The sequence below is a fragment of the Kitasatospora sp. NPDC050463 genome (assembly GCF_040655255.1).
In the GTDB taxonomy this organism is placed as follows: Bacteria; Actinomycetota; Actinomycetes; order Streptomycetales; family Streptomycetaceae; genus Kitasatospora.
The window spans coordinates 25,692-37,086 of sequence record NZ_JBFAJO010000082.1 but is presented as its reverse complement, the minus strand read 5'-3'; the positions used below and the strand labels follow the sequence as shown (position 1 = coordinate 37,086).

Annotated in this window: 10 protein-coding genes; 8 read left to right on the top strand and 2 right to left on the bottom strand. The window is 71.1% G+C overall.

Going from position 1 to position 11,395, the window contains the following annotated elements; all coding sequences use genetic code 11:
• Positions 1 to 100 precede the first annotated feature (100 nt).
• From AB0J08_RS34595 to AB0J08_RS34585, 3 genes are all read left to right on the top strand, one after another.
• Complete coding sequence (locus AB0J08_RS34595) at positions 101 to 748, top strand: S1 RNA-binding domain-containing protein (RefSeq protein ID WP_360642016.1); 648 nt, start codon at positions 101 to 103, stop codon at positions 746 to 748.
• 236 nt (positions 749 to 984) lie between these two features.
• Entirely contained in the window at positions 985 to 1,587 is a 603-nt protein-coding gene (locus AB0J08_RS34590; RefSeq protein WP_360642014.1) for a hypothetical protein, read from the top strand.
• 8 nt (positions 1,588 to 1,595) lie between these two features.
• Positions 1,596 to 1,850 (top strand): hypothetical protein, encoded by a 255-nt coding sequence (locus tag AB0J08_RS34585; RefSeq protein ID WP_360642012.1) that lies wholly within the window; start codon positions 1,596 to 1,598, stop codon positions 1,848 to 1,850.
• Between the two features lie 238 nt (positions 1,851 to 2,088).
• Here the strand turns inward: AB0J08_RS34585 and AB0J08_RS34580 are convergent, their stop codons facing one another.
• Positions 2,089 to 2,577 carry a hypothetical protein gene (locus AB0J08_RS34580; protein ID WP_360642010.1) on the bottom strand — a complete coding sequence of 163 codons (489 nt, stop codon included), beginning with the start codon at positions 2,575 to 2,577 and terminating at the stop codon, positions 2,089 to 2,091.
• Positions 2,578 to 3,002: 425 nt separating this feature from the next.
• Here AB0J08_RS34580 and AB0J08_RS34575 point away from each other — a divergent pair, with 425 nt between their 5' ends.
• Positions 3,003 to 3,374: a hypothetical protein gene (locus AB0J08_RS34575; protein ID WP_360642008.1), complete on the top strand. Its 372-nt coding sequence runs from the start codon at positions 3,003 to 3,005 to the stop codon at positions 3,372 to 3,374.
• 343 nt (positions 3,375 to 3,717) lie between these two features.
• Here the strand turns inward: AB0J08_RS34575 and AB0J08_RS34570 are convergent, their stop codons facing one another.
• The gene (locus AB0J08_RS34570) at positions 3,718 to 4,536 is read right to left on the bottom strand and encodes an NlpC/P60 family protein (protein ID WP_360642006.1); all 819 of its coding nucleotides are present in this window, start codon (positions 4,534 to 4,536) and stop codon (positions 3,718 to 3,720) included.
• A gap of 861 nt (positions 4,537 to 5,397) precedes the next feature.
• Here AB0J08_RS34570 and AB0J08_RS34565 point away from each other — a divergent pair.
• From AB0J08_RS34565 to AB0J08_RS34550, 4 genes are all read left to right on the top strand, one after another.
• On the top strand, positions 5,398 to 6,330 hold the full coding sequence (locus tag AB0J08_RS34565) for a hypothetical protein (protein ID WP_360642004.1): 933 nt from the start codon (positions 5,398 to 5,400) through the stop codon (positions 6,328 to 6,330).
• Between the two features lie 1,005 nt (positions 6,331 to 7,335).
• Positions 7,336 to 7,911, top strand: coding sequence for a hypothetical protein (locus AB0J08_RS34560; RefSeq protein ID WP_360642002.1), 576 nt, complete (start codon positions 7,336 to 7,338; stop codon positions 7,909 to 7,911).
• Between the two features lie 144 nt (positions 7,912 to 8,055).
• Entirely contained in the window at positions 8,056 to 8,607 is a 552-nt protein-coding gene (locus tag AB0J08_RS34555) for a hypothetical protein (protein ID WP_360642000.1), read from the top strand.
• 460 nt (positions 8,608 to 9,067) lie between these two features.
• Positions 9,068 to 9,802: an endonuclease/exonuclease/phosphatase family protein gene (locus AB0J08_RS34550; RefSeq protein WP_360641998.1), complete on the top strand. Its 735-nt coding sequence runs from the start codon at positions 9,068 to 9,070 to the stop codon at positions 9,800 to 9,802.
• The last annotated feature ends 1,593 nt before the right edge of the window (positions 9,803 to 11,395 follow it).

Sequence of the window (11,395 nt, the reverse complement as noted above, 5' to 3'; positions counted from 1 at the left end):
CAGCCCCAACGAATACGAACACCGACACCACACAGCTAAACTCACGCTCGCCGCGTGACTACCAACCGCGTGTCCACCTTCACGGGCGAAGGCCCCATCGATGCGTCGGGCGGAGCATCCATCCGAACTGTTCGAGATCGGCCAGGAAATCGAGGCCGAAGAGATCGGGCATTGGCGCGAAGGTCAGCTTCACCTCTCTGCGAGGGCGTGCGAGGTCCCGGCCCTGCGGTCCTTTCTCCTCGCGACTGAACGAGGGCGGGTCGTCACTGGGACGGTCTCGGAGGTTCACAACTTCGGGGTCTTCGTTCACCTCGATGGCGAACCGGACGGTCTGTGCACCGGTTTCATTCGGGTGCCGGATCTGACGTGGACTCGGATCAACCACCCCTCCGAAGCCGTCGAACCAGGCCAGCGGGTCACTGCCGAGGTGATCATTGCCGAGACGCGGTCCGGGCAGGTCATGCTCTCACTGAAGGCTCTGCAGGAAGATCCGCTTATTCGGTTTGCGGATCAGGTCGGCCGGGTTCTCACTGGGCCGATCACCAAGATCATTCCTTTTGGCGTGTTCGTGCGGCTCGCTCCGGGGGTTGAGGGGCTCCTGCACCTCTCGGAGTTGACCGACGAGCCGGTTGAGACCCCTGATGGACTTGTCGATGAAGGCGAGCTGATCACAGTGAGGGTCGCCGAGGTCGATCTTCAGCGTCACCGGGTGCGGCTGGGGGCTGTTGCCGGAGGGGGAGCTTTCTAGCCGGAGCACGGGCTGACACCGGAATCGATCTGCTGGTGACAACAAGCACGAAAAGTGCGCGCCAGTGACAGATAGAACGACCAAACGGTGACAACTACAGCGATCAGAACGACCCGAAACCCCAGGTCGGACACCGCTCCAGGTGACAGATATCTCGACCAATCACACCGGTGAACCTCTGCACGGCCGCGAGGGCCCCGTGAGCCACCTGATCTACACCCTGGTTGAATCGGCGGATGAGTGAGACCTCTGTCGACCTGGGAGTCCTCACCGCGCCGTCCGGCGTGCTGGTACTGGGGATGGCCGGCTCGATCGACCAGTGGCCAGGAATGGGCGACCAGTTGTCCGTGCGGGCGCTGGCCGCGGCAGGCCTCGGTGGCGGCCACATCCACGAGCCCGCGGACAGCGAGGAATGGTGGTGCAAGGCGGTCGCAGTGTCGGCCGCCGCCGACCGGCCGCTGAAGGTGCGCGCCGAACCGTGGGTCTTCTACGACGGGCCGGTGATCTCCGTCCTGGAAGTCGATCTCGGCCTGCCCTGGCCGAGCGACCGCAGCGGGGAGCCGATCCGGCTCGGCGACCTGCCCATCGACCGGTGCGGCATGGTCCTCGGGGACGCGCGCGCCTTGGACTCGTTCGTCGGACTGGACGGTGAATCCGTCGACGGACTCGCCGACGTCACCTACTGGGGGAAGTACGCGGACGACGCCCACGCCCGCTTCGGCGGCGAACGGACCCCCCAGTACGGCGGGCAGGGGCCCTACGGGCGGTTCGACCTCCCGCTGCGCGAGGCCCACGAGTTCGCCGACCGGATCCGCAGCTGGGGCCCCGCGCCGGCCTGATGGTCTCCGTGGACGCGCACACCCACTTCCACCTGCTCTACCGGGCCGGCGAGATCCACCCCCTTTTGGCCGGGCAGATCGAGATCGAGGGGGGCAAGGTCATGCGCCTGGGCTGGGACCCAAGCGACCACTCCATGCGCCACCACGGCGAACGAGCCTGGAACCAGGCCTATCCCGTCACCCTGGAACAGGCCGGCACCACCACCCTCCTGCGCTGGACCATCCCCACAGAACCAGAAGAACCCAAACAGACCGAAAGCTGACGACGCACCCGCCGCACGGTGCAGCGGCCGGGCGGTCGCCACCACACTTGGACGCCCCCGCCTCGCAAGGTGTCGTGCTCCGACTTCGCAAACCTGTGACTCGGCACGCTACTTGTCGCCAACATCGCCACTCGACGTGCGGCTCCCCGGGTGGGTCAGCACGACAACTGTCGCTAATCCAGCGAGGTATCTGTCGGTTGGCGATCGTTGTGGGTGCCGGTCGGCCTCCGAACCCAGCTCATCCCGGGAGCGAGGACGCCTCACCAATCGCGGCGAGCAGTTGGAAAGGCAGCTCCCGATCCGCCTGGCCGATGGCCAGCGCGAGCCATCGGCCAGAGGACGGTGACTGCCACAGCTGCATGCTGCCAGCGACATTGCACAGGAAGCCGAGCGGCTCTGGAGCCGTGAACTCGGGGTCTGGATTGTCGAACCCGAGGTACGGCCACAGATCCACCGTCGTGGGACCGCCCCAACGGGCGGTCAGAACGACTTCCAGCGCATCAAGATCGACTTCCAGCTCCTTCTCGGCTGCACCGACGATCTCCTCGCTGCGGTCATCCCAGAAGTCCTGGCTCTCCCGGAGCACGGCCACGTGATATCCAGGCCCACCCCACCCGCCGCTTATCCCCGGCTTGCCCTCCTGCTCGGGGAACGGCAGGGCACTCAGTTCATCGATGATCGACAGCTGGGCTTCGGTGAAACCCGTCGAACGGTGCTGGCTCGCCATGAACGGAGCCTAACCAGGTCGATTCCATGACAGCATCGCGCACTCCCTGTGCGGCCACAGACGGCAGATGTCGTGCTGACGCGACAGTTAGCGTGCCGAGTCACAAAACCGCAGTGCACCGCCACTGTGCCGACCAGCGGGTTCTAAACGATCACTCGCAAACTACGGCGCTCCGTCACATTGGGCATGCCAGCCACACGTCCGCAGCCCAGGGGGGTGGGTCTTTGCACCAGCCGGACGGGGGTGGCCGCACCAGCCGGACACCATTAAGAGAAGTAGTCAGAGAAGTAGACGAACAGCCCTCCCGGACGCCCGAAGGGCATCAACAGGTGGTCTTCGCGCGCGAAGACCGGCACCCTCACCGGCCGGGCTGCCGAACTTCGACCGGGCCGCCGAGCGGCGGCGGCCGGGACGGAGCGGCACCGGTGCCGGACTTCTGGGACACGGCGATCGAGCGCATGGTGCGCGCTCTGGACGCCTGCTGCGCGTTGCTCGGCGACGTCGATGACTCATCGGCATGCCGCGCCACGCTCCAGCGGCTGCTGGCGGTGCTGTTCGAGGCCGGGGCCGGCACCGACGACCCGATGAGCGAGCTGCACGCCGCCCAGACCGTCCTCACCGAGACCCCGCCGCCGGACGGCGTGAACGACGAGCGGGCCCTGCTCTGGCTGGAGCGCGCCCAGCAAAGCCGCGCGATCGCCCTCATGGAGGAACTCGGCGACCACGGCAACTACTCCGACGAGGGATCGACGCCCACCCGATGTGGCACGTACACCGCCTCACGGAAGCTGCGTTGAGGACGACGTCGAACACCTCGCGCGCACGGGCTGAGCCGTCCTCCCAGACCGCGCGGTCGAGCGACTGCCGCCGCTTCGGGGTGCTGGTCACCTGTTCCTGTTCCACTCCTTGTCCGACCGGGCCGCTATCATCCGGCCAGCCGCGAGGTCAGCGCGTCGGTTTCGCGGGCCAGCTCGGCGTAGGCGGCCTGCGGGGCGTCATCCCACGGCCGCCAGGAAGGCGTCGGTGTGCCGGCGGACCGCGTCGCGGTGTCGAGCAGCCACTGCCGCTGTTCCGGAAGCTTCCCGGGGTGTCGAGGGCGATGTGCGGTGTAGGGGTCCGCGGCCGCGCCGACGGCTGGCGCTACGCGTCGAGGTGGCGGTAGGCGAGGACCCCGGAGGCAGGAGCCAGGGGGGCGATGGTGACGTGCTTGCCGGTGCCGGGGGCGTGGACGACCTTGCCGTCGCCGATGTAGAGCTGGACGTGGCCGCCGCCGTTGGTGATGACCAGGTCGCCCGGCACCAGGGCCCCGCGGGTGGTGGCCCTTCCCGCCTTGGCCATGCCCCAGGTGGTGCGCGGCAGTGCCACCCCGCCGGCCCGCCATGCGCGCATCACCAGCCCTGAGCAGTCGAAGGAGCCGGGCCCGGTGGCGCCCCACACGTACGGCTTGCCGATCTGCGCCCGGGCGAAGGCGACCGCTGCCGTGGCGCCCCTGCCGGCATCGGTCTCGCTACCCCTGGCCTTGCCGCCCTTCGCGTCACGATCCTGCTTCTTCCTCGATCCGGACCCGGACCCGGACTTGGACTTGGCACTCGAGGACTTCTCATCCTCGGGCAGCTCACGGATGCCCAGAGCCCCAGGCTCCGCCTCAGGCGTCGCCCAGGCCCCGAACGGTGTCCCGGTGCCGAAGGCCTGACCGGTCGCGTCCCCGACGGTGGCCGACCCGATGTCGCCGCCCCCGGCGACATACCGGGCAGGCACCACCCCACCGGCCGCGTCCGTAACCGTCCCCGCGGCGGAGGGCCCGCCCACGGCTTCGGGCACGCGCAGTGTGGCGCCAGCGCGGATCAGGGTCGAGCCACCCAGTCCGTTCAATTCCTGCAACGTCCGCACCGTGGTGTGGTGGTCCCGGGCCAGCTCCCACAGGGTGTCCCCCCACTTCAGCACCACCTCGCGCGTCACCGGGGCAGGAGCTGGGGTACTCGGGGCCGGCTCGCCCGGGGCAGCGCCCGGCCCGGGAGCACCGGTCGGAACATCCTGGCCGGGCGGGGTCCGCGGCCCGGGCGCGCCGCCGGGGTCGTGCTCCTCCGCCGGGGAGAGCGCCGGCCCGCCGGAAGCGGCGGCCGGCACCGGGCCGGTGGCAGAGCCCCCAGCCGCCTGCTGCACGCCGACGCCCACCACAACCGCGCACAACAGTGCCAGGACGAAGGGCACCGCCTTCCCCCGCACCCGGCCGCGAGCCCGCGCGGTCGCCGTCCCACCGGTGCGGTACGACGCGGCGTGGCTCGGCTCGCCCGCCGTCGTACGAGGCGGCGCGGGCGCGTCGATGCCGTCGCCGCTCGTTCGCGCCCCTTCACCCGCCGCGTCGGGGCGCGGGCCGGACACCGTCACACGCCCCAGCGGCACACTCCGGTCCGGTACCGGGACCTGACCCGCCCCCATACCGGCGGCCAAGAACCGCCCCCGTGCCAGGCCACCCTCCCCCAGACCCGAACCGAGCCTCTGTCCCGTGCGCTGCGCCATCACAACCTCCCTCAGCGGCCGCTGCCAGCGGCCCTCGCCGGGGAGCCTTCTCGTCCCGTGCGTGTCCGGCCAGGGCCTGGGGCGTCTGGGACAGTCCCGAACTGTCCGGGCAGGTCAGACGGGGTTCAACCGGCCGTCGGACCGTCCGCCGGGAGCGGTCCCGGGAGCCGGACCGCCGTCGGTTACGGCAGTGCGGACAGGCCCGGACGGTTCCGGACGCCGAACCTCCTTGCCCCCTCCGCGAGCCACCGGGCACGCTCACCGGGATCCGTGACAACAGGCGAGGAAAGGGAATCCGACATGGGACGGGGAGCATGGCTCACCGCCGGTACCGGGCGGCACCGCAAGGCAACCGGCTCGGCGCGGCGGGCCGGCAAGTGGCTGGGCGCCGGTCTGCTGCTGGGCGCCGGCGCGCTGGCCGTTCCCGTCCTCGCCGCCGGCGAACCCGCGCCCGCCGCCCTCGCCGCCACGCGAACCGTCCCCGCCCTCCTCCACCCGGCCGCCGGCCGGCCTGCTGCGACCGCGTCACCCGGCCCAACGCACACGCCCCCCTGCGTCTGCCCCCGGCCCGACGCCCCCGAGCCCACACCGCTACCCCAGGACGACGACAACGACGACGGCGACAACACCCCCACACCCGACGCTCACAACGGCGAAGGCAACAACGGCCCGGACGGCGGCGAAGACGGCGCCGACCAGGGCGACAGCGAAAACGGCGAAAGCGGCGACCGAAAGACCCCGGCTCCTGAGCACCAGGACACCGACAACGGTACGGGTGAGACCGACCAGGACACCGGCAGCGAAAGCGACGGTGGCAACGAAGCCCAGGACACCGACACCCACAGCGACAACGGGAAGGGCAGCGACGGCCAGGGCAACGGCGACGGCACTCCAGTACCTGACGATCAGAACAGCGGCTGTGCCTGCCCCGGGAATCCAGCCGCCGATGAGCCGGCCCCCAACAGCAAGGGCGGCGCCGAAGCCAAGGACAGGTGCCAGGGCGATCCCACGAAGAAGAAGCCCGAAAGCAAGAAGAAGGGCGAGAAGACCGCGAAGGACAAGAAGGGCAAGAAGGACAGGAAGAGCAACGGCAAATCCCACGACTCCGGCGAGAAGAGCGGCGCGTGCAAGCCCAAGCACCCGGCGCCGGACAGTTGCCCCACCGAGGACGACCAGCCTGGCCAGGTCGACCCCCAGGACAGCGACCCGCACACGAAGCCCTTCGTCATCTGACACACCGCCACCTTGGTCCGGCCACGTCCCCGGCACTCCCCGACAGGACGAACCAGAAGTAACCCGCGCTGTCAGCGCCACCTCGTCCACAAGCCCGCCCAGCAGCCGCTGGGCGGGCTTGTGAACGTTCTGCGGGCCAGAGCCTCGGCTGGCGAAGCCACGTGTCTGCCTGATCGTTCGCCGACCCCACGCCCAGGGGCGGGCGGCGATTGTCTACGGTGCCCACCGGAAGCGGACGGCACCGTCGCCGGACCGGCCACGAACTCGTAGCGGCCCGGCACCGGCGGACGGGAGTCGAACCGAACCCCCGAACCCACCCCCGCCGCGAACAGAAGCAACCGCGCGGGCACAAGGGAGCCACGCCCTCGCCAGCCCCGGCCCCAGTCCCCGGTCCCCGGTCCCCAGGAAGTCCAGACTCTCCACCGTCCTTCGGCAGCGGGCGATCAACCAGAGGCCCGCGGAGAGCCGACGGACGACGAACGCGTGCCCGCCTCCACCCTCCGCGACGCGCACGACCGCGGGCACTGGCGACCGCCCGCTCCTGGGACAGCTGCCGCCCGCACCGACGGCCGACCACAAAACCCCCAGGCGAAGGACTCCCTCACACCCGAAGCACCGGGCGAGCCGGCCTTCGCTCGGCATCCCCGAAGACACCCGCTTCGCCCCGTCCAGCGATACGGAGCCACCGTGGACGAACCGCCCGTCCGATGTCGTGAACCGTCCCGGGACAGGACCTGACAGGCACTCTGACCAGCACAGACAACGCCGGACGGTCTCGGACGGCGCAGGTGTTGTCCACGGGATTCCCACCCGGCCAGGCTGATGTTCACCGGCCCGCACCCCGCAGACGACGCCGCGTCGAAGGCCTCACCCGCGGTGCGGCGGGCCGCCCCCGCCACCACCGGTGTCGACGACCGGGCGGGACAGGAGTACCGAACCCCGGGCCGCCCGCCGATCAAGCCGGCGCCCCTTCCCATCACCGTTCCCGAACCGAGGAGCACACTCATGAACACCGTCCGAGCACGCCTGAGCCGCCCCCTGGCCGTCACCGCCCTCGCCGCGGCCCTGGCCGCCGGCCTCCTGGCCGGTGGCCTTGCCCTGACCGACGCTGGGCCCGGCCACACGGCCGCTGCCGCACCGGCCACACCGCTGTCCCCGGACAACAGCGACGACGCCGACGCCCCCACCTCCACCGAGCAGCCGAACATCACCACCGCCGACGCCGCCGACACCGACACCACCACCGCCCAGGCCGTGAAGGCCTCCTGCGGCAGCAGCGCCTCCGGCTTCGCCAACAAGTGGGGCCCCGTCAGCCGCTCCAACTGCTCCGTCCTCGGCTCCAAGGGCCACCAGGTGACCTACACCTCCTGGATCCCGGCCGGCACCCAGCAGGTCGCCACCGTGCGGGTCTGGGGCATCGATAGCAACAACAAGGGCCAGTGGTACAACGCCGGCACCATCAAGTCCAGCGGCCAGACACACCGCATCACCGTCCCCTGGGGCAACAACGCCGCCGCCCCCCGGGTCCAGGTCAAGGGCGGTGCCAGCTCCCTGTTCAGCGGCGTCCGGTGGACCCACTGACCCCCACGCCCTGACCCCGGTTCCCACACGCCCCGCGGGGTCCGGCGCCGCTGCCGGTACCGGACCCCGCGTCGGCACCGCTCGCATCAACAGCCACCGAACGGCCGACACCACCACCCGTTTCCCGAACAGAGGAGTACTGCCATGCGCGCCCTTCGAGCACGTCTCACCAAGCCCCTGGCCGCTGCCGCCGTGACCGCCGCACTCCTGGCCGGCGGGTTGCTGTGGGCCGCTCCCGGCGACACCTCCCGTGCCGCGGCCGCCTCGTCCGACACCGCCCCGCCGGCCACCGGCTCCCCGACCGCGGCCCCCACCGCGGAACGAGCCCAGGACGGCGACCCCGCCGCGGTCGTCCAGGCCAGTGCCCAGAACGCCTCGGGCTGCACCCCCGCCTCCTACGGAATGGTGTGCGGCGTCGTCAAGGGCAAGGCGCTGCGCGTCGACACCGCACACATCGCCCGCGACAAGGTCTGGCCCGAGGCGATCTGCGACTACGAGGCCGTCCTGACCGTGTACAACAGCAAGGGAAGCAAGATCCACCAGCAGCGCAGCCCGCGGCACGGCGGCTGCAGCATGGGCCGGGCGTGGTTCGACCTCGACGTCCGCAAGTCCTTCCCGAACAACTCAAAGATCGCTCTGTCGTTCTACGAGCGCGGCGTCCACCAGGGCACCACGAGCTACAAGATCACCCGATAGCGCCGACGGCCGCCCGGACCTGACCGCACCGGCACCGGGCCCGCCCGCTGAACGGGGTTGGGCTCATCGCCCGCCGATACGTTACCGGCCGCCTCCCTCGGGGAGTGTCCCGCAGCGGCGCGCACCTCCCCGGCAGCCACACAAGGGCGGCCCCGTGAGGGTCGGCGCTCCCACGCCGACCCTCACGGCCGTCCCACCTTTCCCTTCGCCCGAAAGAGAGAGTGCACCCTTGATACGAGCCATACGAGCGCGGTTCTCCCGTGCCGCTGTCGCGGCCACGGTCACGACCGGTCTGCTGGCCGCCGGCCTGCTCTGGGCCGCGCCGAACAGCGTTCCCGCGAACACATCCGCCCTCGCCCCCGCGGTGCCGCCGCCTCCGGCCCCTTCGACCTCGTCGACCGCGGCCGATGGGCAGGGCGCGGAGGCGGGCGCAGGCTCCCGGTCCTCGCCCCTCGTACCGGTGCGTCAGACCACCGGGGCCATCGCCGACCGGGTGATGACGTGGAACCTCTACGCCCCCGGAAGTGGGGAACCCGGTGACTACGCGGCCGAGATCGCGAAGTACAGGCCACAGGTCCTCGGGGTACAGGAAGGCTGCAAGCACGCGGTCGAGAAGACCGTGAAGATCCTGGCCGACAAGTACGGGCTCAAGTACCAGGTCGCCTACGGCACCGCGAGCCACGACGCGGTCAACTGCGGCGCCTTCGGCGAGAACGCCTACGGCCAGGCCATCCTCTCCGCCGCCCCGATCGCGGACACGGGCAACCAGCGCTACACCGCCGGCGGCTCGGAGGACCGCGCCTTCATGTGGGTGACCACCACCGTCGACGGCAAACAGGTCCGCATCTACAACACACACCTGGCCGAGGGACGGCAGAGCGACGTACGCGCCACACAGATCAGGCAGCTCGCCGCGACCCTGGCGGGCAAGCAACGCGTCATCGTGCTCGGCGACTTCAACACCCAGCCCGACACACCCGAGATGGCCCCACTCTGGTCCGTGGGACTGACCGACGCCGATCCGAAGTGCGGCCGGCGATCCACCGCAGGCTGCAAGCCGACCGCTGACGCCGGCCCGCCCCGCAAGAAGTTCGACTACATCCTGCTGAGCGGGGTCAAGTCCACCGGCGTGACGGTCATCGACTCCGCCCACTCCGACCACGACGTGGTCTATGCGGCGCTGAGCCTGAGCTGAAACCGCCCGCACAGGGCGGTCCGCCGGACGAACCGGCTGACCGCCCAACGGCCGTGCGGCCGCAGACCCCCGCCCAGGGCCGCTCTCACCCGTGGTGCACACCGTCGTTGCACCCCGGCGCGCTGTCCCAGCACGGGTCCTCACGAGCGGGGCCGGACGACGACGCCCCGCCGGTGGAGAACTGGGTGGGCCAACCGCTCGACGTGGACTGCGGCAACGTCGCCGGCGACGTCGCGGTCGGCAGGGGCGGCACCGCCGGCGGCTGCTGCGGCGACGTCCGCACCGGCGTCGGCGGTGGAACCACCGAGGCGGGCGCGGAACCGCCCGTCGGCCCACTACTCGGAGCCCCCGGAACGACTGCGGCGCTTGTGCTTCGACGTGCGGAAGGACTCGCGGCCGGCACAGGGACAGCAGCCCCGAGATCCGCCGTCGGTGTCGCCGACACCGGCCCCGACGCAGGGCCGGCTCCCTCCCCCGCAGATGGACTCGCCACCGTCGCCGGGCCGGTCACGGTAGGGGTAGGGGTACCGGCCGGCTCCGCGGCCCCACGTCCGCCCCCGTCCGGCAGGCCCTCGATGCCAAGCACGACAGCGGTCACCACCACCACCGCCACCGCGAGCGTGACCGCCACCACCGTGCGCCGCGCCGGCGCAGCCGTCCGCGACGTCACCCGTGAGACGCCTCGCCCCGAACCAGACGCCGCCGCCCCGGTCAGATCAGCCGCGGCGGCCTTCTGCGCACCACCATCCGACGCACTGGTTGCCCGCTCGTCCGAGCCCACCGACGACGGCTCCTCACCGCCCTGGCTCCCGGCCGGCTCCGACTCGGTGGCGGTACTCGCTGTCACGTCCCCGCTCACCCCGGACCGGGCCGGGGGCCGGAACGGCGTCACAACGGCCGTCACTGCGCGGCCCGCCGAAACCGGCTCCACCAACTCCGTCGCCTCCGACGGCTCCGTCAGTCCCGACGGCTTCACCGGCTCCGATGCCTCCGGCGGCTCCGGTGTCTCCGGCGGCACGGGTTCGGGTGTCCGGGCCGACTGGACGGCGACGGCCTTACGGGCCGTGACCCAGACCACGACATCGTCCGCATCACCCCCGCAGGCCTTGACGAACGCGGCCACAAGCTCCTCACGCGGAAGATCGGCACGGCCCAGGGCCCCCGCCAGCGTGGCACGGGGAAGAGCCTCGCCGGCCTGCTCGGCCCGCCGTTCAAGCTGGCGAAAGCTCAGGCCCGACCACTGGCGGAGTTCACGCATCACCCCGACGAACTGCTCCGGCGTCACCACACCTAGCGGACGTGGCGCCTGTGCCGCAGACGAGTCTTCACGGGAGTCGGATAAGGAAGACGGATTCACACCCGGCAGCCTAGGCAACGACCACTCACCAACTGGGCCTCTCACCGCTTTCCCCCCAGCCTCGTGCCCGACTCGTTACCGCACACCAGCGGCCACCGGCCCGACCCGGGCGCCGGGCGAATCCTGTCCTCCACCGTCGGATCCGCCCGCCCCGCAGGGTGGCGGCGGGCCGGTTGTCCCGGCCGGGCGAGGCCTCGCCGAGGACGCGGTCTGCGGCCTGGTCGCCGTCGTCGGGG

Excerpts from the sequence above, each read along its gene's own strand:
- AB0J08_RS34595 (WP_360642016.1), top strand. The coding sequence starts at position 101 with ATGCGTCGGGCGGAGCATCCATCCGAACTGTTCGAGATCGGCCAGGAA.
- AB0J08_RS34590 (WP_360642014.1), top strand. The coding sequence starts at position 985 with ATGAGTGAGACCTCTGTCGACCTGGGAGTCCTCACCGCGCCGTCCGGC.
- AB0J08_RS34580 (WP_360642010.1), bottom strand. The coding sequence starts at position 2,577 with ATGGCGAGCCAGCACCGTTCGACGGGTTTCACCGAAGCCCAGCTGTCG.
- AB0J08_RS34565 (WP_360642004.1), top strand. The coding sequence starts at position 5,398 with ATGGGACGGGGAGCATGGCTCACCGCCGGTACCGGGCGGCACCGCAAG.
- AB0J08_RS34560 (WP_360642002.1), top strand. The coding sequence starts at position 7,336 with ATGAACACCGTCCGAGCACGCCTGAGCCGCCCCCTGGCCGTCACCGCC.
- AB0J08_RS34555 (WP_360642000.1), top strand. The coding sequence starts at position 8,056 with ATGCGCGCCCTTCGAGCACGTCTCACCAAGCCCCTGGCCGCTGCCGCC.